20 protein-coding genes are annotated in these 22,324 nt (G+C 37.4%); 17 read left to right on the forward strand and 3 right to left on the reverse strand.

What is annotated here, in order from left to right; all coding sequences use genetic code 11:
• The first annotated feature begins 49 nt into the window (after positions 1-49).
• Together ABH955_RS01155 and ABH955_RS01160 are read left to right on the forward strand one after the other, a co-directional pair.
• A complete protein-coding gene (locus ABH955_RS01155) occupies positions 50-601 on the forward strand; it encodes a GNAT family N-acetyltransferase (protein WP_404456692.1) in 552 nt (183 codons plus the stop codon).
• 250 nt (positions 602-851) lie between these two features.
• A complete protein-coding gene (locus ABH955_RS01160; protein ID WP_002033458.1) occupies positions 852-1,079 on the forward strand; it encodes a coiled-coil domain-containing protein in 228 nt (75 codons plus the stop codon).
• 71 nt (positions 1,080-1,150) lie between these two features.
• Here the strand turns inward: ABH955_RS01160 and ABH955_RS01165 are convergent, their stop codons facing one another.
• A complete protein-coding gene (locus tag ABH955_RS01165) occupies positions 1,151-2,476 on the reverse strand; it encodes an ArsB/NhaD family transporter (protein ID WP_002142598.1) in 1,326 nt (441 codons plus the stop codon).
• 251 nt (positions 2,477-2,727) lie between these two features.
• Between ABH955_RS01165 and ABH955_RS01170 the strand changes: the two genes are divergently transcribed.
• Both ABH955_RS01170 and bshB2 read left to right on the forward strand, forming a co-directional pair.
• Positions 2,728-3,078, forward strand: a complete 351-nt coding sequence (locus ABH955_RS01170; protein WP_000407045.1) for a YojF family protein — start codon at positions 2,728-2,730, stop codon at positions 3,076-3,078.
• A gap of 15 nt (positions 3,079-3,093) precedes the next feature.
• Positions 3,094-3,756 (forward strand): bacillithiol biosynthesis deacetylase BshB2, encoded by a 663-nt coding sequence (bshB2, locus tag ABH955_RS01175; RefSeq protein WP_404444204.1) that lies wholly within the window; start codon positions 3,094-3,096, stop codon positions 3,754-3,756.
• A gap of 85 nt (positions 3,757-3,841) precedes the next feature.
• On the opposite strand, the gene ABH955_RS01180 is transcribed toward bshB2, so the two are convergent.
• Positions 3,842-5,074 carry a MerR family transcriptional regulator gene (locus ABH955_RS01180; protein WP_404444207.1) on the reverse strand — a complete coding sequence of 411 codons (1,233 nt, stop codon included), beginning with the start codon at positions 5,072-5,074 and terminating at the stop codon, positions 3,842-3,844.
• Between the two features lie 188 nt (positions 5,075-5,262).
• On the opposite strand from ABH955_RS01180, the gene ABH955_RS01185 reads away from it, so the two are divergent.
• The 10 genes from ABH955_RS01185 to ABH955_RS01230 all read left to right on the forward strand — a co-directional run bounded on the left by ABH955_RS01185 (position 5,263) and on the right by ABH955_RS01230 (position 19,217).
• Entirely contained in the window at positions 5,263-6,549 is a 1,287-nt protein-coding gene (locus tag ABH955_RS01185; RefSeq protein ID WP_404444210.1) for an NAD(P)/FAD-dependent oxidoreductase, read from the forward strand.
• A 13-nt stretch (positions 6,550-6,562) separates the two neighbouring features.
• The gene (locus ABH955_RS01190; protein ID WP_404456695.1) at positions 6,563-8,035 is read left to right on the forward strand and encodes an aldehyde dehydrogenase family protein; all 1,473 of its coding nucleotides are present in this window, start codon (positions 6,563-6,565) and stop codon (positions 8,033-8,035) included.
• Positions 8,036-8,080: 45 nt separating this feature from the next.
• The gene (locus ABH955_RS01195; protein ID WP_404444216.1) at positions 8,081-9,499 is read left to right on the forward strand and encodes an MATE family efflux transporter; all 1,419 of its coding nucleotides are present in this window, start codon (positions 8,081-8,083) and stop codon (positions 9,497-9,499) included.
• 44 nt (positions 9,500-9,543) lie between these two features.
• The gene (locus tag ABH955_RS01200) at positions 9,544-9,825 is read left to right on the forward strand and encodes a cupin domain-containing protein (RefSeq protein WP_404444219.1); all 282 of its coding nucleotides are present in this window, start codon (positions 9,544-9,546) and stop codon (positions 9,823-9,825) included.
• Positions 9,826-10,010: 185 nt separating this feature from the next.
• Complete coding sequence (locus tag ABH955_RS01205) at positions 10,011-11,471, forward strand: CoA-acylating methylmalonate-semialdehyde dehydrogenase (RefSeq protein ID WP_404444222.1); 1,461 nt, start codon at positions 10,011-10,013, stop codon at positions 11,469-11,471.
• A gap of 30 nt (positions 11,472-11,501) precedes the next feature.
• On the forward strand, positions 11,502-12,857 hold the full coding sequence (locus ABH955_RS01210; RefSeq protein ID WP_404444225.1) for an aspartate aminotransferase family protein: 1,356 nt from the start codon (positions 11,502-11,504) through the stop codon (positions 12,855-12,857).
• A 107-nt stretch (positions 12,858-12,964) separates the two neighbouring features.
• Positions 12,965-14,584: an amidohydrolase gene (locus ABH955_RS01215; RefSeq protein ID WP_404444228.1), complete on the forward strand. Its 1,620-nt coding sequence runs from the start codon at positions 12,965-12,967 to the stop codon at positions 14,582-14,584.
• Positions 14,585-14,941: 357 nt separating this feature from the next.
• A complete protein-coding gene (locus ABH955_RS01220) occupies positions 14,942-16,141 on the forward strand; it encodes a multidrug effflux MFS transporter (RefSeq protein ID WP_404444231.1) in 1,200 nt (399 codons plus the stop codon).
• A gap of 114 nt (positions 16,142-16,255) precedes the next feature.
• Entirely contained in the window at positions 16,256-17,191 is a 936-nt protein-coding gene (locus ABH955_RS01225; protein WP_404444234.1) for a GNAT family N-acetyltransferase, read from the forward strand.
• A gap of 634 nt (positions 17,192-17,825) precedes the next feature.
• Complete coding sequence (locus ABH955_RS01230; protein ID WP_404444237.1) at positions 17,826-19,217, forward strand: amino acid permease; 1,392 nt, start codon at positions 17,826-17,828, stop codon at positions 19,215-19,217.
• Positions 19,218-19,264: 47 nt separating this feature from the next.
• Here ABH955_RS01230 and ABH955_RS01235 read toward each other — a convergent pair whose 3' ends face one another.
• The gene (locus ABH955_RS01235) at positions 19,265-20,284 is read right to left on the reverse strand and encodes a zinc-binding alcohol dehydrogenase family protein (protein ID WP_404456698.1); all 1,020 of its coding nucleotides are present in this window, start codon (positions 20,282-20,284) and stop codon (positions 19,265-19,267) included.
• Positions 20,285-20,589: 305 nt separating this feature from the next.
• Between ABH955_RS01235 and ABH955_RS01240 the strand changes: the two genes are divergently transcribed.
• From ABH955_RS01240 to ABH955_RS01250, 3 genes are read left to right on the forward strand one after another with little or no spacing between them, the layout of a single operon-like run.
• Positions 20,590-20,919: a PadR family transcriptional regulator gene (locus tag ABH955_RS01240; RefSeq protein ID WP_002137567.1), complete on the forward strand. Its 330-nt coding sequence runs from the start codon at positions 20,590-20,592 to the stop codon at positions 20,917-20,919.
• Positions 20,906-21,469: an HAAS signaling domain-containing protein gene (locus ABH955_RS01245; RefSeq protein ID WP_404444243.1), complete on the forward strand. Its 564-nt coding sequence runs from the start codon at positions 20,906-20,908 to the stop codon at positions 21,467-21,469. The genes ABH955_RS01240 and ABH955_RS01245 overlap by 14 nt, the downstream gene beginning before the upstream one ends.
• Positions 21,459-22,319: a DUF4097 family beta strand repeat-containing protein gene (locus ABH955_RS01250; protein WP_404456701.1), complete on the forward strand. Its 861-nt coding sequence runs from the start codon at positions 21,459-21,461 to the stop codon at positions 22,317-22,319. The genes ABH955_RS01245 and ABH955_RS01250 overlap by 11 nt, the downstream gene beginning before the upstream one ends.
• The last annotated feature ends 5 nt before the right edge of the window (positions 22,320-22,324 follow it).

Raw genomic sequence — 22,324 nt, forward strand, 5'->3', positions numbered from 1 at the left:
AATAGGCTAAAATAATTATCCCCGCTATTTAAAAAAGGGGGAGTTTGAAATGACGATGAATCTTTTTCAAAATAAAACTATTAAATTATCAGCTATTAGAGAAGCAGATGCTGAAGTAATGGCTATGTGGCAAGAGGATAGTGAGTATTTAAGAAATGTAGATACAGACTTAGCGTTCCCGCAATCGTTACAAGAAATAGCAAGTGATGGACTATTAAAGGGACGGAGATCGAATAGTGTTTCTTTCATGTTAAGGACAGTTCAAGATGAGCGCTTAATTGGTTTTGTGGCGATTCATGGCATAGAGTGGAATAACAGAACAGGTCTATTAGCAATTGGTATAGGAGATGCAAATGATAGAGGGAAGCGATATGGGAAAGAAGCGATACATATTATTCTAAAGTATGCTTTCTATGAAATGAATCTACACCGCATCGGCCTCGATGTTATTTCGTATAATAAAGCTGCCATTGCGTTGTATAAAAAGATGGGTTTTCAGATGGAAGGGTGTATGAGAGAAGCGGTTCAAAGGGATGGGAAGTGTTTTGATCGTATGATCATGGGGATATTGCGTGATGAATGGATAGAGCTACAAGATTAAAAGTACATTCCATATTATATATGTAGTATGCAGGAGATATAACGGTAATTGGCGAAATTTTACAGTGAACTGATTGAATTTATCCCGCATTAACGGGCAGTAAAATTCCCACCTCAAAATTCAGGTGGAGCGAAGAAGTTAGGTGTGAGATCAACTGCCCGTAAACGCCCGATTGGTTCAACTAATAATCAGTGGGGGATGAACAAAATCCCCACTGATTAAAGTTTCACTTTATAAGGAGTTATGCGAGATGAACTTAGAAAAAAGTAAGCCAGTAAACGAAGAGGTCGCTGAATTAAAAGAACTAATTAAAGAACTACACGGAAGTGTACATCAACTTCAAAGTGAAGTGCAACAACTAAGGCACGAAAGACCAGTTGTTGAAGTGAGAAAAGGTGTTCAACTATCACCAACAATCATCGGACAAATTGGTGGTATGATTTTAGGTGGATTAGCAATTATAGGTATATTTTGGTGATGAAAAAAGGTTTGTAGCATAGTGCTGCAAACCTTTTTTATTTGACGACATAATTTCATGCAATACAACTTCTACATTAAATAACGTAAATAAATGTAAGCATGTGATAACAATAGCGCAATGATCGTTAAGGGGAAACCGATTTTTAAGAAGTCCATATAAGAGAACCCATGTCCTTCACGTTTTGCAATACCAGCAACGACTACGTTTGCTGATGCTCCAATTAATGTTCCGTTGCCTCCTAGGCAAGCTCCAAGTGATAACGCCCACCATAGTACTTCAATTTGCGGAGAATCGACAGATAGTCCGAGTCCTGTAGCTAAATCTTGAATAAGTGGAATCATCGTTGCGACAAATGGGATGTTATCAATTGTCGCAGATGCGATGCCAGATACCCATAAGATAAGTATAGCAGCGAAACCGATATCGCCATTTGTTACGTCGAGTACTTCTTTTGCGAGTGAAGAAATAAGTCCGATATCAATTAATCCGCCAACGAGAACGAATAGTCCAGCGAAGAAGAAAATTGTTACCCATTCAACGTGGGCAAATACATCTTCAATATCATGTTCTTTCACACCGATTAACATAAGAAGTGTAGCACCTGTCATCGCAATAACGGCAGCGTCTACATGAATAATAGAATGAAGTACAAAGCCTAAAATAGTTAGTCCTAAAATCGTAATGGATTTTAAAAGGAGGCTCTGATCTTTAATATAATCTTTTTCATTTAATGCCATTAGCTTTTCGATTTGCTCAGGCGTTGTTTTTAGTTTGTTACGATACATGAAGTAAATAATGCCAAGTGTAACGATAGAAATAATGATTACGATTGGAGCTAAGTTTAATAAGAAGGCATTAAAGTCTAAATGCTTATTAGCTGATCCAATCATAATGTTCGGCGGGTCACCAATTAATGTTGCTGTTCCGCCTATATTTGAAAATAATACTTCTGAAATTAAATAAGGAACAGGGTTTACTTTTAAAATACGTGTAATGGATAGTGTAACAGGTACGATTAATAATACGGTTGTTACGTTGTCCAAAAATGCAGAACCGACAGCGGTTAATAGGGATAGTAATAATAAAATGCGGATTGGTTTTCCGCCAGCTGTTTTTGCTGCTTTAATGGCTACAAATTCAAATACGCCTGATTGACTCGTAATATGTACGAGAATCATCATCCCAATTAAAAGGGTGATTGTTTCCCATTGAATATGTGATGTGAAAGCAGTATGTAAATCTACAATTCCAAAAATAATCATAATAGCAGCACCGAATAGTGCGATTACAGCACGATTCAATTTCTCAGAAATAATAAAACCGTATGTGACTAAAAATACGGCAATCGCAAAATAATATTGCCAATTTGCTACTTCATGTGCTGAATGTTCCAAACATGTCACCTTCTTTAAAGTATGTATTCAATTGTAAAAATGCATCCCTCTGCGTAATTTATATTGTAGCAAATTCAAAAAAGAAAGAAAACTATTTAACAAAGTGAAGGAAAAAATATCAATTCTACATATGATATAAAAAAATATAGAAACACAGTGCAAATTATTAGGAAAAGTGAGCGTTGTCCTCTAATATAGAGATAGCAATTTACATTATTTTTGCGTAAAATGGTTTAAAGAGGTGAATTCCGATGGAAATAGTAAAAGATAGTTCTCTTATTCAAAATGAAATTGAACGTTTTGTAAATAAAGATGTATATATTCATTTAGAAACGACAAACGGAGCGTATGCATCACACATAAATGAAAAGATGATGACAGTTGGAGCATTCATTCGAAATGCAATTATCCGTTTTGAGCGCGGGAAAATAACTGGAACAAACCCATACCGAGTTGGTCTAAAAATGGATCATGGCTGGGTATATGCTGAAGGTATTACGCATTGGGAAGTAGATGATCAAGAGCGTTTATTATTAGCTGGACATGATAATCTAGGCCGACTAGCAGTTGCGCTTGAGTTAAGCTTAACGCCATTTAAGTAAGAAGGAGGGAAACTTATGGAGAGACATGTACTTGTTGTATTTCCGCATCCAGATGATGAAGCATTTGCTGCGGGAGGAACAATTCGCTTATTAACAGATCAAGGAGTACCTGTAACGTATGCATGTGGTACTCTTGGACAAATGGGACGTAACATGGGGAAAAATGTATTCGCTAACCGTGAAACGATTCCAAATATCCGTGAAAAAGAATTAAAAGATGCATGTGAAGCGATGGGAATTCAAGATTTAAGAAAGCTTGGTTTCCATGATAAAACGTTAGAGTTTGAAGATGTTGATTTCGTTGCAGACAAAATTGAAGCAATCATTCAAGAAGTAAATCCATCTCGAATTATTACATTTTATCCTGAGCATGGCGTACATCCAGACCATAATGCATTTGGCCGTGCTGTCGTTCGCGCTGTATCACGTATGCCGAAAGAAGAACGTCCAGTCATTCATGCGGTTGCAATTACGAAAAATCGCGAAGCTGTACTAGGGGAGCCGGATGTTGTAAATAATATTAGTGAAGTATTTGAACATAAATTAGCTGCACTAGGTGCGCATCGTTCACAAACAGAAGCAATGCTTGAAGAAACGCATGCAAAAATAAAAAACAAAGATGCAGCAACATTAAAATGGCTGCAACTTGAACAATTTTGGACTTATAAATGGGAGTAGGCTAGAAGGATACCTTCTAGTAGCTCTTACATAGAAAAAGCGCCGTCACTTGTGATGGCGCTTTTTTGGGGTGAAGTGTGGTGTGCTATTTTTTCGTACTAGCCAAATACATGAGCATGTGGAATTTTTCGTCTCTTACATGATAATCGAAATAAGGTCCTGGATCTGTACAGTAACCAATATTTTCATTTTGAATGATTTGAAATCCGTTAACTGATAAATTTTCTTCTAAGTATTTTGGATATAAAATATGTTCGTGAGAATTTGGATATAAGGCTGAAATGTTTTTCAGGGATTTGGCCGATCTATCATAATACGAGTATCCGCCGACAATTGTTGAACTGTTATGTAAATAGTTTTTTAGAACGTGAATGGGGAACTGCGGATTGAGCAGTGAAAAATCAGTTACTGTAAAACTATCCACAAAAACATCGATGCTAAGCGGTTTCAATGGCAGATTTAAATCGGAATTCAAAATATAAAGGACGCGTGGCTTCGGATTCATACGCTCAATTCTGTTTCTAACTTTCTTGAGCATCGCAAGCGAATAGCCACTGAATACATAGGACGCGCTAGTTTCAAGAACATCAATATATTTCGGTAGTGACACAAAAGCGTCAACGTTTGTTTCCACGATTAATTTGTTTTTCAAATCTATATTTTGTAGAACTTTTTGAAATCGAAAATTACTTTTTTCAAATAAGTTAATCATTTTGGGATTAATCTCTTTAATCGTTTCTTTATCGTAAAAATAAGATGGATAAGGAGACGTCTCGTACAAGTTCGCGGTAATAATAATACCATCATCGATAGTTGCCTCGTATCCACAGGTACAAGTTAAACTCCCCGTGTGAATGTAGACTTTTTTGATCGTTACATCTTTCATTTCAAGTGGAATGCGGCACTTCGGACAATAGAGCAGATTTACAAAGTCAAGCGGGATTCCTGTAATATTCTCTTCTTTTGTTGAAGGTGAGCTTGTTTGAACCGCTTTTTCAATCAATTGGATAGCTTTTGATATATCTTCTTTTTTCTTAGTCAGCTCATTCTTTTTATCATTGAGCAAATTGTTGTAGTAGTCGATATCCTCATGATCCGAGAAGTTTGTGACACGCCGATACGATAAAATTCGTTGGATTTCTATCAATGAAAAATGAAATTTTTTCAGCTCAGTAATAAAAGCCATGTCGTCTAAACACAATTGGTTCATTTGATACTGGGTGTTTTTTTTGTCTGGTATTAATAATCCTAGTTCAATGTAATAACGTACGGTATCAGTTGTAACATGGAAAAGCTTCGCAAATGTACCAATTTTCATAGATGTCCCCTCCAATAAAAAAAGTGGTGTTACTCCACTTTTTTCGCAAAAATGAATGCAAAAACCTCTCAAATGGCTATTGACTTGGAGGAAGCTCCAAGTCATATGATAATCATAATAAGTTTGAATATTTAGAATATTTTTGACTGTATTGTAACATACATGTCACGAAAGGAGAAGGATTAGCTATGGATAAGATGGATCGAATGGATACTCTCTCATTGTGGACAGCGACTGCAAACAGATATGACAAAGGAAAACCTCTTGAAGGAAATGAAGAGGCGGATGTTGTCATTATTGGCGCAGGTTTCACAGGTCTTTCTTCTGCATATCATTTGCAAAAATTAGGGAAGAGTGTCATCGTCCTTGAGCAGGAAACAATTGGGTATGGCGCAAGCGGTCGCAACGGTGGGATGGTATTGCCGGGCTATAAGTCAACGATGCAGGAGCTTGCCAAGAAGTATGGTGCCGAAGAGGCGAGGCAGCTTAACGATCTTTCTCTGCTTAGTGTTGAATTAGTTAAAAACATTATCGACGAGCATCAAATCAACTGTAACTTCAGAAAGACAGGTCACATTGTGGCGGCTTACAAAGCCAAGCATTTTGAAGGGTTGAAACTTGAAAGTGAATACTTAAACAAAAATTTTGGATATGAATGTAGCGTGCTTAATCGAAGTCAGTTGCATCAAGAAATTGATTCCCCGCAATATTATGGTTGCTTAGTCGATGACTCGAGTTACTCGTTCCAACCACTGAACTATGCAATTGGTTTGGGAGAAGCAGCTAAATCAATCGGTGCAAAAATCTTTGAGCATTCGAAAGCACTATCTATTGAGTACGGCCGAAATAGTGTGAAAGTTATTACAGAAAAAGGTACTGTTACAGCGAAAGACATTATTGTGGCTACAGATGGTTACTCCGGAAAAATTATGGCTGAATTGAATAAAGGCGTACTGCCAATTTCGGCACGTATTATTGGTACTGAACAGCTTCCAGAATCACTGGTGAATGCCGTCATTCCTAAAGATCGCATGGTTTTTGATACAAGCAGTTTCCTTTACTATTTCAGGCGTACACCAGATAATCGGATCATATTTGGCGGTGGCGATATTCGTCCGAACTTAGGTGATGCTGTTTATCAAAATGTTTACGATGCTATGGTTAAAATAATGCCAAAACTAGAAGGAAGCAAGATTGATTACAGGTGGGGTGGATTTATCGGGGTTACAATTGATACGTTCCCAGTTATCGGTAGATCCAAAGAAGGCGCATATTTCGCAACGGGTTATACGGGCCATGGCGCGTCTCTCTCGACATTGTTTGGTAAGTTATTGGCACAATGGATTGTTACGGGGAGTGCAGGTGGATACCGATTTGAAAAGGAACGCCTCAAATCATTCCCATTCTATAATCAGAAAACGATGCTGGTCAATATAGCACATATTGGTTTCAAACTGGTAGATATTATCGCGTAAAGGAGAAGTGTTTATGAAAATTAACATGTTCATTGACGGGAAATGGGTAGAAGCATTATCGGGTGCTAGACGAAATATTATCAATCCAGCAACCGGAGAGGTTATCGCAACGTCAGCTCATGGATCGGCAGACGATGCGAAGATAGCAATCAAGGCGGCTCGTAAAGCGTTTGACAGCGGGATCTGGTCGGATTTATCGGCTGATGAAAGAGCTGACTATCTATATAAGATTGCAGACCGTCTTGAAGAGAAGACAGCTGAAATTGCCCGTTTGGAAACTGCAAATAACGGTAAGGTTATCCGTGCAACAACCCATGTAGATATTCCTGTATCGATTCAATGTTTCCGCTATTATGCTGACTTGATCAAAGGCATGAAAAAGGAATCTTACACTCGTGCTGATTCTTCGGAAACAATTATTATTCATGAACCGATTGGTGTTTGTGGACTTATTGTACCTTGGAACTTTCCGCTTATGTTAGCTGTTTGGCAAATTGCTCCTGCACTTGCCGCAGGGAATACAATTGTAATTAAGCCTGCTGACGTCACTCCTGTAAGCGTATTCAAATTATTTGAAATTATCGAAGAGGTTGGACTTCCGGACGGAGTGGCAAACTTGGTATTGGGACCTGGCTCAAAGGTTGGAAATGAGCTTGCAGAGAGCCATGATGTTGACAAAGTTGCCTTTACTGGTGGAACAAAAACAGGTCAAAGTATTATGCGCGCAGCTGCGGGCAATATGAAAAAAATCACACTTGAACTAGGTGGTAAATCTCCACTTATTGTGTTCGACGATGTGGACTTTGAAACCGCAGTCGATAATGCGATGTTTGGCATTTTCCACAATGCTGGGCAAGTTTGTTCAGCTGCATCCCGTTTGCTTGTACAAGAGACTATTTACGATAAGTTTGTTGAAAGATTGGCCGAGCGTGCGAACAAAATTGTAGTTGGCAACGGGGAAAGTGAGAACATTGAAATGGGAGCCCTCACAAACGAGTCTCATATGAATGAAGTTTTACATTATATTCAGAGAGGGATCGAAGAAGGTGCAAAATTAGTTTGTGGTGGTAAGCGCTTAACAGAAAATGGGCTTGATCGAGGATTTTTCATTGCACCAACAATCTTTGCTGATGTAAATGAGAATATGTGTATTGTTAAGGAAGAGATTTTTGGTCCAGTCCTTGTTGTACAGAAATTTAAAGATGAGGAAGATGCCATCCGAAAAGCGAATGATTCCATTTATGGATTAGCCGGTGCTGTATTTACGGAAGATATGGACCGAGCAAAACGTGTCATTAGTAAATTACGTGCGGGAATTACTTGGATTAATAGTTATCATCTCGCTTATGTTGAAGGCCCTTGGGGAGGGTATAAGCAAAGTGGCATCGGCAGAGCGTTAGGTACTGTTGGACTGGAGCACTTTATGGAAACGAAGCAAATCAATATCCACCAGCATGCAAATCCGGTAGGGTGGTATGCGAATTAATTGAGCAAAACGTGCTATATAAATTATTTATAAGGGGATATGCTCATGAAAATAGTGGACAACGGTCCGTCATCAAAAATAGAGCAACCAGAGGTAATGAATAAGCCGGTGGATGATTCAGTGCTAGGAACCAAAAGTATTCCGTTACTATATTTACGGTTTGCTTTGGCGGGAATTATGGCTAACGTAATTCTAGGAGTTGTATCGGTTGTTGATGGCTATTTCGTCAGTGGCTTTCAGGAGCTGGAAGTCGAAGGGATCGGAATTGGATTTACGGTCATGGTTATTACCCGTATGATTGGTGTTCTTTTAGGTGTGGGAGCAGGAGCGGTCATTTCACTTCGACTTGGAAAAGGGAAGTTAGAGGAAGCTAGAAGTATTATGGGACAAACTTTATGGTTTACGCTGTTCCTTTCCACTTTGTTAGCTATACTTGGATTGCTCTTTGAAAATGATATTATGATTTTATTCGGAGCAAGTGATGAAGCGCTTCCATATGCGGTGCAATATAGCCGACTGCTATGGATTTCGTTGCCATTAACGATATTGGCCGTTGTATTAAGTATTTTAGCTAATATCGATGAAAAACCTATATTATCAATGAACAGTTGGTTAGTCGCAGCGGTGGTTGCTGGGACTATGGAATGGATTATGGTAGTGAAGTATGACATGGGGATGATGGGTTCTTCATGGGCTAATACGATTTCGCAATCGATTCCTGCTCTCCTAATCTTTTATTTCTGGTTTGGTAAAACAAAACTTAAGCCGAAAATGAAAGATATGATGATTAATCTCAAGAAGATTGTTGAAGTGGTTTGGACGGGCTTTGCATCTTTCTCGAGTCAGTTCATGATGTTTATTGCAATTATTTTCACCAACAACTTACTGCAAAGCTACGGTGGCGGTCTACACGTTGCAGCTTTCACGATTCAAAACGGGTACATTACAAATCTCCTCGCCTTAGCAGCGCTCGGTGGGATGACAGGGCTTCAACCGATTATTAGTTATAATTACGGTGCGGGCAACCTTGATCGTGTGAAACAAGCGATTAAGATGGGACTCATTTTTACAGTTTCCTTCTTTGTGATCGTGACAGCCATACTAATCATTTTTGCAGATCCAATTGTGTCATTTTTTTCCGGTGGTAATCCTGAATTACAGAAACTGGGTATTTGGACGACAGTTATATTCAATTGTTTGTTTACGCTTAGTGCAGTTAGTTTGCTTATCTCTGGTTATTTTGAATCACAAGAAAGAAACTGGTCCGCAACGTTTATTAGTGTAAGCAAAATATTGTTGTTCATGTTACCGTTTCTATTTATTTTCCCGAAATACTGGGGTGTAGAAGGTGTATGGTACGCTGCTCCTGCTGCAGAAATTCCAGGTGTTCTCATTGCCATATACTTTATGAAAAAAGAGTTTAAACGTTTAAAAAATACAAATGTTAAGGCAGTAGATTTATAGAATTATTCCTTCAAAATTACGAATACGAAAGAGAGAGGATCATCATGTTTTTTGCGAAAAAACTTACAGCAGAAGAAGCAGAGCAACTAGGTGCCAACACATGGGAACCGTGGGTAGGCGAACCGAATAAAGGAACGTGGCATGTAGAAGAGCAGGAAGTTTTCTATGTGACAGATGGTGAAGTGTTTATTACTGTTGATGGGGAAAAGTATCATATTACAAAGGACTGGATCGTTTCCTTGGCTAAGGACCTTGTTTGTGAATGGGATTGCCCAGTATTTCTGAAAAAGAATTATAAGATGAACCATGAGATCCATCTGAAATAATGTGAGCTGGGGAGTAGACAAATGCTGAGCAGATGACTGCTCCTGTGTATTCAATGGATAAGATTAAGATTAGTAATGTTGAAGAAATGTATGCCAATAAGTTTACATACCGTCAAATGAATGCGCTTTCTTTTGCGAGTGTAATAAATACATAGGACGGTTATCTTAAAATAGGAGGCTTCACCATGGTAGTAATGAAAAATGTACAAACGTTGAAAAATTATATTGGCGGACAATGGATAGAATCCACAAGTAAGCAAGTTGAAGATGTACCAAATCCAGCAACAGGAGAGATTATTGCTCGTGTGCCTCTTTCGACTAAAGAAGATTTAGATAGAGCTGTAGCAACTGCGAAAGAAGCATTCAAAACATGGAGAAAGATCGCTGTACCTCGGCGTGCACGGATTCTATTTCGCTATCAACAGCTATTGATTGAAAACTGGGAAGAGTTAGCTAAACTCGTAACCTTGGAAAACGGAAAAAGTTATAAGGAAGCATACGGTGAAGTGCAGCGGGGGATTGAATGTGTTGAATTTGCCGCAGGCGCACCCACTTTAATGATGGGAGAGCAACTTCCCGATATTGCTACTGGTGTTGAATCAGGGATGTATCGTTACCCGATCGGAGTAATCGCAGGAATAACGCCATTTAACTTTCCGATGATGGTACCATGCTGGATGTTTCCACTCGCGATTGCATGCGGGAATACGTTTGTATTAAAACCATCTGAAAGAACACCGCTATTGGCTAATCGCATAGCTGAACTGTTTAAAGAAGCAGGTCTTCCAGATGGAGTACTAAATATTGTGCATGGTGCACATGACGTCGTTAACGGCATTCTTGACAATGAGGATGTGAAAGCTGTATCTTTCGTTGGCTCTCAACCTGTGGCTGAGTATATATATAAAACAGCAGCAGCTAACGGTAAACGTGTACAAGCTCTTGCAGGGGCAAAAAATCATTCGATCGTATTAAAAGATGCGGACCTTAGTTCTACAGTGAAAGAAATTACAAGTGCTGCCTTCGGTTTAGCTGGTGAACGATGCATGGCAGCGGCTGTTGTTGTTGTGGAAGAAGACGTTGCAGATGAGCTCGTTAAGAGACTGCTTCAAGAGGCTAATGCAATTACGATTGGTAATGGTCTGGAAGAAGGTATTTTCCTTGGTCCCGTTATTCGTGAAGGACATAAAGAGCGGACACTCGGATACATTCAATCCGGTGTAGAGCAGGGAGCGACACTTATTCGTGATGGACGTGAAGACGATGTAGCAAACAGCCAAGGTTATTTTGTTGGCCCAACGATTTTTGACAATGTGACACAGGAAATGAAAATCTGGCAAGATGAAATCTTCGCACCGGTTCTTTCTATTGTACGCGTAAAAGACTTGATGGAAGCGATTCATGTTGCTAATGCATCACCATTCGCAAATGGTGCATGTCTGTACACAAATAGCGCGAAAGCTATTCGTGAATTCCGTGAAGAAATTGATGCAGGTATGCTTGGGGTTAATCTTGGAGTTCCTGCTCCAATGGCATTCTTCCCGTTCTCAGGTTATAAGAAATCTTTCTATGGTGATCTCCATGCAAATGGAAAAGATGGCGTAGAATTCTATACTCGCAAGAAAATGCTTACGACTCGTTATTGAAAGCGTGATGTAAAACCATAAAAAGATAGAATGGAGCTGGTAATTGTGCAAGCGACAGAGAAAACACAAAGTTTGAAAAAAACAGATGAAAAATACCTTTGGCATGCAATGAGAGGAGCAGCCCCTAGTCCAACGAATTTAATTATCACAAAAGCAGAAGGGGCATGGGTGACGGATATTGATGGAAACCGTTATTTAGACGGTATGTCTGGTCTTTGGTGTGTGAATGTTGGATACGGCCGAAAAGAGCTTGCAAGAGCGGCGTTTGAACAGCTTGAAGAAATGCCATATTTCCCTCTGACACAAAGTCATGTTCCTGCTATTAAATTAGCAGAAAAATTGAATGAATGGCTTGATGATGAATACGTCATTTTCTTTTCTAACAGTGGATCGGAAGCGAATGAAACAGCATTTAAAATTGCTCGTCAATATCATCAACAAAAAGGTGATCATGGACGCTATAAGTTTATTTCCCGCTACCGTGCCTATCACGGTAACACAATGGGGGCTCTTGCAGCAACAGGGCAAGCACAGCGAAAGTATAAATATGAACCACTCGGGCAAGGATTCCTGCATGTAGCACCGCCGGATACGTATCGAAATCTAGATGATGTTCATACACTGGCAAGTGCTAATGAAATCGATCGTGTCATGACATGGGAGTTAAGCCAAACAGTAGCCGGTGTGATTATGGAGCCAATTATTACAGGGGGCGGAATTTTAATGCCTCCTGATGGATATATGGAAAAAGTAAAAGAAATTTGCGAGAAGCACGGTGCGTTGCTCATTTGTGATGAAGTTATATGTGGATTTGGACGAACAGGGAAGCCATTTGGATTTATGAATTATGGCGTCAAACCAGATATCATTACAATGGCAAAAGGTATTACAAGTGGGTATCTTCCTTTGTCAGCAACAGCAGTTAGACGAGAGGTTTATGAGGCATTCGTAGGTAGTGATGATTATGATCGCTTCCGCCATGTAAATACGTTCGGAGGAAATCCTGCTGCTTGCGCTTTAGCTTTGAAGAATTTAGAAATTATGGAGAATGAGAAACTCATTGAACGTTCCAAAGAATTGGGTGAACGACTGTTATATGAGCTAGAGGATGTAAAAGAGCATCCAAACGTAGGTGATGTTCGCGGAAAGGGTCTTCTTTTAGGCATTGAACTAGTGGAAGATAAGCAAACGAAAGAACCGGCTTCCATTGAAAAGATGAACAAAGTCATCAATGCTTGTAAAGAAAAAGGTCTAATTATTGGTAAAAATGGTGATACTGTTGCAGGTTACAATAATATTTTACAGCTTGCACCTCCATTAAGCATCACAGAGGAAGACTTTACTTTTATCGTTAAAACAATGAAAGAATGTTTAGCTCAACTTTAATTAATTATTGATAAATCTTGTTAAAAAGCGGATGAGCCTATTAGGAGATATAACTTTAAATACTGAATGAATTACTCAAAAAGAGTAATTCCGAAAGGGTTGAGTTTATGAAAGCTGATGTTGTATTGATAAATGGAGAAGTTATTACAGTAGACCAAAAGAATGCAGTAGTCGAAGCTGTAGCAATAAAAGATAATCATATCGTAGTTGTTGGCTCAAATCAGGAGGTTAAGAGTTTTATAGGAGAAAATACGGATGTAATTGACCTGCAAGGGAAAACGCTTCTTCCTGGATTCATTGATTCCCATCTTCACATCATTTCTCATGGACTAAATCAGTTGGCTGTCAGTTGTAAAGCTGAACATATTGATTCTATCGATGCTTTGTTAGATGATCTGAAAAAGAAGGCCTTAGAAACGCCAAAAGGTGAATGGATACGTGCTTGGGGCTTTAATGAAACCGCTGTGAAGGAAAAGCGTTATCCAACAATTACTGAGTTGGATGAAATTTCAGTTGAACACCCTATTATTATAACTCGTACTTGTCACCACATAAGCGTGGTGAACAGTAAAGCATTAGAAATTGCGCAAATTAACGAGAACACACCGGATACGAATGGGGGAGTTATTGAAAAGAATCAGGCAGGAAGGCTTACAGGAAAGTTAATTGAAGCAGCAAATATGAGTATGAGCGAGGTTGCAAGTTATACAGAAAGTGAAATGATGAAGGCTGTGAAAATTGCATCAGATCATTTCGTTGCAGCTGGCATAACAAGTATACATGACGCAGGTGGAGATGGACCGGAGAGTTTTCGTTTACTACAACGAGCTGTGAAGAGTAGGGATATTCGTGTCCGAATATATGCAATGATATGTCAAATAAATAACTCCCATGAATTTGTTAATAAAATGGTCGAAGCTGGTGTGGTAACTGGTACCGGAGATGAGAGATTCAAAGTTGGACCAGCTAAATTGTTTACAGATGGAAGTAGCACTGGGCCTACAATTGCAACCCGTAAGTCGTACTCGAGTGACCCTACCAATTATGGCATTCTTTATTATAGTGAGGAAGAAATTTATCGGGTTTTAGGTGAATCGCATAAAAAAGGTTATCAAATCACTGTACATGCACAAGGCGATAAAGCTATTGAAATGTATTTAAATTGTGTAGAAAGGGCGCTAGAAGAATCACCAAGAAAAAATCACCGTCATCGAATCGAGCACGCGGGAATTTCTTCACCAGATTTACAAGAGAGAATGAAAAAACTTGAGATGATTCCAATTCCAAATCCTCCATTTCCATATGAATTCGGAGAGATATATGTAGAACACTATGGTGATCGTGTGAATCACATGTACGCTGCTCGTGATTTTATTGATCGTGGCATCATTGCAGCAGGTGGCTCGGACGCACCAGTTACTGACTATAATCCTTTATTAGGAATTCATGTTGCTGTCAATAGAAAAACTAAGTCTGGAATGGAGGTTGGTGCTAATCAATCTATAAGCGTAATGGAAGCTATTAAACTATACACATGGAATGGTGCTTATGCGAGTTTTGAGGAAGAGATAAAAGGAAGCATAGAGGCCGGAAAGTTGGCGGATTTAGTTATATTAAATGACAGCATTTTAAGTGTCGATCCAAATCAAATTAAAGATTTAAAGGTAGAAACAACAATTATTGATGGTGAAATTATCTATCAAAAAGAACAATCAGTGAAAATGTAGCAATAAAAAAACGCCCCTTCAATTGTGAGAATGATTTTAACAATTGAAGGGGCGTTTCAGTTGTTTAGTTGCGCTTTTCAAATCGTATTAATTTTCCAAGAGAATTGAAAGGACATTCGTGTACTAACAAATATTAAGATTATGAACACTAGAAAACGAACACAACCTATCATATAATTGAAAGACTATATTTTAAAATCAATGTTAATATTACCCTCCTATAAGTATTAACATGCGTAATTGAGGTGTTTTCTTTGTTGTTTTATGATCGAATTTCTATAATGGCCCCTCCTGTTCCATAGCTAAGGAAAGTCTATTCATTTCTGAGATTTTCAAAGTTATAGGAGGGTATTAAAAGTGAAAAAAGTCTCAGTACCATCACTTTGGTTAATGATTATTCTTGTGGCATTTCCGCAAATTAGTGAAACAATTTACACACCGTCTTTACCGGATATTTCAAAGGCGTTGCACGTAAGTAATAATGAGGTACAGTTAACGCTTAGTGTTTATTTTGCTGGATTTGCTTTAGGTGTATTTTTTATTGGATGGTTATCAGATATAATTGGTCGTCGCCCAGCAATGTTATTTGGAATTGTAGTATATGGCGCTGGAAGTTTCTTATGCTATATTGCCAATTCTATTGAATTTTTATTGTTTAGTCGTTTTATTCAAGCATTTGGAGCAAGTGCTGGTTCAGTTGTGACACAAACGATTCTTCGTGAAAGTGTAGAGGGGCATAAACGTCATGTTATGTTTGCTCAAATTTCGGCAGTCATTGCTTTTACACCAGCGGTAGGGCCGTTAATTGGTGGCTTTCTTGATCAAATGTTTGGGTTTAAAATGGTGTTTTTAAGTTTAGTAGTTATGAGTGTTGGGATCTTGCTGTATACGTTTGTTTCTCTTCCGGAAACAAAAACGGGCGCAGTAACGGATAAAATAAATGTTTTCTCAGTGTTAAAAAGATTAATTGCAAATCCGAAAGTAGTAACATATGGGTTATTAATTGGAGGAGCAAATGGTGTTTTATTTAGCTATTATGCAGAAGCGCCGTTTATCTTTATTGAATACTTTCAGTTATCACCTAGTATGTACGGGTTTTTAGGAATTGTTGTTGCTTCCGCTTCTATTATTGGGGCGAAAGTTTCAAAACGATTACTTACTACTTACAAACCAGAGGAAATTATATATATCGGTTGTCTTGTAATGACAGGGGGAGCTATCCTTTTAACTGTTATTACTTCAGTTGGATCAAATCCCAACATAATATATATGATTGGATTTTTAGTAGCTATGTTTATATTGCTATTAGGAATTGGGGTAGTGTTACCGAATTGTCTTAGCTTAGCTTTAGTAGATTTTCAGGACGTCATTGGTACAGCAGGAGCATTGTTTAGCTTAGGGTACTATATAATAGTGACGGTGACAATTTGGAGAATGAGCCAGCTGCATACAGGTTCATTAATGGTGATGCCTCTGTATTTTCTTGTTATTGTAGTTATCATGTTAGTGTTTACTAAGGTGTTTATTGTGGGTAAACGAGTTGAAAAAGCAGGTTAATTATGTAATAGGAAAAGAGTCTCATTGGAAAATGAGACTCTTTTTTATTCTTTGTTAACTAATTATTCGAATAGTGTTAAAATTTAATTAACTTAAAAAAGAAGAAGGTACAATATGAACGGTCTAAAGGTTAAAGCAACTTCACAAGAAGATTTACAACAAATTTTAAAACTATGTACGACTTATGATCAAGCCATTTACGGTGAAATTGATACAACGGTAGAAGATATTACTAATTCATGGAAAGGGATTGATGTTAGTAAAAGTTCTTGCTCTGTTATGAATGAAGAAGAAATAATTGCTTATGGAATTCTGACAGGAAATGAAAGGCAGTTCCCATCTGCCGTATTTGTAAATCCTAATTGTATCAATCAAGGGATTGAACAAGTAATATGGTCAAAGCTTGAAGAACGTGCTAAGGAGCTTGTTGGTAATTCATCATGCCTACAGGGTGCGATTGTAACACAAGCAAATAATTACTATGAGGAAAAAGTATTAGAAGAAGCTGGTTTTATTCCAACTCGTATTTGGTGGGGAATGGGGATTGAATTGAAGGGGAACGTTTCAACACCAATATGGCCAAATGGTGTTACTGTGCGACATTACATATCTGGTGTGGATGATGAGGGATTACATCGAGCTTTTAATGAAGCCTTTGCGGACCACTGGAATTCGCAGCCTTCTACGTTAGAAGAGTTTTTGCAACGTACTGAAAGAGATGGGTTTCATCCTACATTATGGTCACTAGCAATGTTTGAGGGTGACGTAATTGGTTTTATCTTTAGTAAAAAGGGTACTGACAATAAAGCTGAAATTACTCACTTAGGTGTAAGGCGCTCTAAGCGGAAAGAAGGATTAGGATTAGCGCTGTTACAGTATGCATTTGGTCAATTTTACGAAGAGGGGATTTCAAAAGTTCATCTAAATGTAGATTCTGAAAATATTACAGGCGCACCTCGTGTATACGAAGCAGCTGGAATGGAAGTACAGAGTAAATTTGTTCGCTTTGATAAGGAAGTTTTGTTGGAAAATAAAGAAGAAGTCCAGTGATGAATTGCTGGGCTTCTTTGCTTTTGTACTATTAAGGATCACTTTTCAGAAATGAGAATTGATTGATTAAGCATGGAAGAATGCATTTGGTATGCAAAGGTAGGTAATTTTACTAATATATTAAATCCTTTGGTGGGTGTGTGCGCAGAACGAATAGAAAAGGTGAAAGTAAGATTTTAGATGATGATAGAAATAGAAAAGAATTTCATTTAAATGGTGGAAAAGTGTATTATAAACAATACACATTAATGTGTATGTGATAAATAACCGAGGTGGATATTTTCTCCTCGGTTATTTATATTGTAATAATATTAATACTAGAATCATATTGAATAGATGTATTTTATTGTTAATTTAGTTAAAAATTAATCAAACTAATATATAATAATTTACTGAAAAAATAATTGAACTTTTCAGATAAATGAATTAATATGAAGTAAGCAATTTTAAGTTTTATAGAAAATAGGAAGATGAGAGGTTTTGGGGATTTTATAAGAGGCAGAATAAGATTTTAGGATAGCTTTAAAGTTAGTCTAAAATGACGTTTGTTTCATCATTTTCAAGCCAAAGAGGAATTAGGGGAAAACATCTTACTTTAAATGTGGCTATGAATCATCTAAGAGGGGGAAATGAAGTGGCAAACAAAGAATTGAAACGAGGTTTAGAAGCACGTCATATTCAAATGATTGCTTTAGGCGGAACAATTGGTGTTGGTTTGTTTATGGGGTCAGCCAGCACGATTAAATGGACAGGTCCGTCAGTAATGCTTGCTTATGCAATTGCAGGTATTTTTATCTTCTTCATTATGCGTGCCATGGGAGAAATGTTGTATATGGAGCCAAGCACAGGTTCATTTGCGACATTTGGCCACAAGTATATTCATCCGCTAGCTGGTTATATGACAGCCTGGAGTAACTGGTTCCAGTGGGTTATCGTTGGGATGTCAGAGATTATCGCAGTTGGGGCATATATGAAATATTGGTTCCCGGATTTACCAGCTTGGATACCTGGTATTATCGCAATGGTTATTCTTGGTGCTGCTAACTTAATTTCGGTTAAGTCATTTGGTGAATTTGAATTTTGGTTTGCAATGATTAAAATCGTTACGATTTTATTAATGATTATTGCCGGATTCGGTCTCATTTTCTTCGGAATTGGGAACGGAGGAGAAGCAATTGGTATATCTAATCTATGGAAAAATGGTGGTTTCTTCACAGGTGGTTTTTCAGGATTTTTCTTTGCGCTATCACTTGTAGTTGGGGCATATCAAGGTGTGGAATTAATCGGGATTACTGCTGGTGAAGCGAAAGATCCGAAGAAGACACTTACAAGAGCAATTCAAAGTACAATTTGGCGTATTCTAATTTTCTATATTGGTGCTATTTTCGTAATTGTAACTGTTTATCCTTGGGATCAATTAAGTTCAATTGGTAGCCCGTTCGTAGCGACTTTTGCGAAGGTCGGTATTACGGCAGCTGCTGGACTTATTAACTTCGTTGTTATTACAGCCGCAATGTCTGGTTGTAACAGTGGTATTTATAGTGCTGGACGTATGCTTTATACATTAGGTGTAAATGGACAAGCACCGAAATATTTTGCAAAAATTTCTAAAAATGGTGTACCTTTATTCGGTACAGTTGGCGTAATTATCGGTTTAGCGGTGGGTGTTGTTTTAAGCTACATTGCACCGAAAAACTTATTCGTATATGTATATAGTGCAAGTGTACTTCCTGGTATGGTACCATGGTTTGTCATTTTAATTAGTCAAATCCGTTTTAGAAAAGAAAAGGGAGCAGAGATGAAAGATCATCCATTCAAAATGCCATTTGCTCCTGTTACAAACTATTTAACAATTGCCTTTTTAATTATGGTATTAATCGGAATGTGGTTTAACGATGATACTCGTATTTCACTAATTGTAGGTATTGTTTTCTTAGCTATCGTAACAATTAGTTTCTATGCTTTCGGAATAGGGAAGCGTGTTCCGTTAGACGTTCAAAATGATCAAGAGATTTCAAGTAAATAAAGGTAATAAAAAAGTCCGATTTCTTATTTAGAAATCGGACTTTTTTATTAAAATTTTTCTAATACAATCTTCCCAATTGTACGTCCACCCTCAAGTAATGCATGTGCCTTTCTAAGGTTTTCTGCATTAATCGGTGTTAACGTATCGTTTAAAGTTGTATGAAGGATACCTTCATCTAATAATTCGCTCACTTTGTTTAATAATTCGTGCTGCGTAATCATATCACCCGTTTCATACATCGCTTTTGTAAACATAAACTCCCAAACGAGTGTGGCACTTTTACTTTTTAAAACCCCCATCTCAAGAGGATGCTCATTTTCTACAATAGAGCAAATTTTCCCTTGTGGTTTAATGAGGTCACACATTGCATGCCAATGTTGATCTGTATTGTTTAAGCAGAAGATATAATCTACATCTTTTAGCCCAAACTCTAATATTTGATCTTTTAAAGGTTGGTGATGATTAACGATATAATCGGCACCGAATTTTTCAACCCAGTGTATGGTTTCGTTGCGGGATGCGGTTGCGATTACGTTTAGTCCAGCCCATTTAGCTAACTGAATAGCAATCGAGCCAACACCACCAGCTCCGCCGATAATTAAAATATTTTTAAATGAGTTCGTATCTTTTTTATTATAATCAATGCCTAAACGTTCGAATAAACCTTCCCATGCGGTAATGGCTGTTAAAGGAAGTGCTGCAGCTTCAGCATCACTCAACGTTTTTGGTTTTTTACCAACGACTCTTTCATCAACTAGATGGTATTCACTGTATGTACCTTGTCTCGTAATGCTTCCAGCGTAAAACACTTCATCGCCTTCTTTAAATAATGTACAACCTTCGCCAGTTTGCATAACAACACCACTAGCATCCCAGCCAAGTATTTTCGCTGCATCTTCTTTTTTATCCTTCGGGGATCGGACTTTTGTATCAACTGGATTAACGGAAATTGCGTTAATTTTAACGAGTATATCTCTTCCTGTGGCAACAGGTCTTTCAACTTCAATATCAATTAAACTGTTTTCTTCTTCAATAGGTAAGTATTCATGTAAACCAATTGCTTTCATTTGTATTCCCTCCATTAAAGTAAGAGTTTTTCTCTTTTATTATAGTAGGTAAAGTGTCATTATGTAAAAAAGTTGAGTCCTTTCCATTTTGTTAAAGGCTTGTTTCAGCCTAATTTAGAACTTTGTAACTGGAGAGGAGCCATCGTTTTGATTTTATAGGCGTCGGATGAAAGGTATACTTATTTTTCCAGTGTACCTTGCAATGAACAATACCGAGTGTTATATTATAGATGTAGTTACTTATTATAAAACAGTACTAAACAATAAACAGTAGTAGATGCCAATTAGAATAGGGTGAATGAACATTGAATGTACAATTTAAAAAAGGAGTTTTAGAACTCTGTGTTCTTGTCTTACTTGATAAGCAAGACCGTTATGGGTATGAATTAGTTCGAAGTATTTCCAATCAAATTGAAATATCAGAAGGGTCTGTTTATCCGCTACTTCGTAGATTAACTAAAGAAGAATATTTTACAACGTATTTACAGGAGTCTTCAGAAGGGCCTTCAAGGAAGTATTATAAACTGACGGATAAAGGTAGAACGTATTTGTATCAACTTTTGGAGGAATGGAATGAGTTTTCACAAGGTGTCAATCAATTAATAAAAGAAGGTGTACGTAATGACGAAAAATAAATTTTTACAACAATTAAATGCATCTCTAAAAAGATTATCTGAAAAAGAGCGTGCAGATATTTTAAAAGATTATGAAGAACATTTTACTTTCGGATTAGAGGAAGGGAAAAGTGAAGAAGAAATTGTAGCCTCATTAGGTTCTCCAGCTCAAATCGCCAAAGAGTTATTAGCAGATTATCATATTGAGAAAGTAACAGCAAGTACAACAACAGGAAATGTTTTTCGGGCAATTTGGGCAGTAATTGGATTAGGTTTTTTCAATTTGTTAATCGTGCTTGGACCTGCAATTACATTAGCGGCATTGATTTTTTCAGGATGGGTTCTAGGAATCTCATTTTTAGGTTCACCATTACTTGTTCTAGTTGATACTATTATACATCCAAATACATTCTTGCTATTTAATCTTTTCGTTTCTTTAGCACTTTGTGGACTTGGATATTTCATTGTAATTGCTATGTTATTTTTAACGAAGCTAGCAAAGAATGGATTTGTTCGTTATTTAAAGTTTAATATAGCACTAGTAAAAGGTGGTTTGAAGCATGATAAATAAAAAGAGTCTTTCAATCATTGCAGGTATTATTTTCATTATTGGTATTATAGGAAGTCTACTCACTTTTCGTTCAATTGCTGCAGTACCAATTTCAGAAGAAAAGGTCATTAACAATAATAATGTGTCAAGCGTCATTATCGATACGAATAATGTTCGTGTTAACATCAATCCTACAACAGATAGTAACATGAAAGTAAAATTAGATGGCGAAGTTAATCCTAACGTAAAAAGAACATTAGCTACGGATGAGAAAGATTCGACGCTTCTTATTTCATACAAAGAAAAACAACAGAGATGGTTTAACTTCGACATTTCCGAAGTATTGGCGCCATTAACATTAAATGTTTATTTGCCTGAAAAGCAATATGATTCATTAAAAGTTTCCAATAATAATGGCTATGTTTCTGCCAAAAAACTAAACGTAACACATTTTAATATCAATACAAGCAATGGGCGTGTTGAATTAAGAGAGATCAATTCGCAAAAAGTTATTGCGGAAGCAAACAATGGAATTATGGACTTTAAAGATATAATGGCGCAAAATATTCATGTGAAATCGAATAATGGACGAATAATGCTAGATCATGTTGAAGGTGAAATAGAGGGGCAATCTAAGAATGGAAGTCTTACTCTTAAAACAAATGAACTTGATCGAAATCTCAATTTTACGACTCACAATGGCAAGATTAATATTGAAACTGAAAAAGAACCAACTAATGTTCAATTTAATGTCTCTGTCGACAATGGAAAAGCGAATATCCTGAATAAATATAATGGAAATGCCGTTATTGGGAAGGGAGAAAATCAAATTAAATTAAACACACATAACGGAAGTATTACAGTGAAATAAAATAG

It is taken from the genome of Bacillus sp. RC240, from assembly GCF_044907945.1.
Taxonomy (GTDB): domain Bacteria; phylum Bacillota; class Bacilli; order Bacillales; family Bacillaceae_G; genus Bacillus_A; species Bacillus_A mycoides.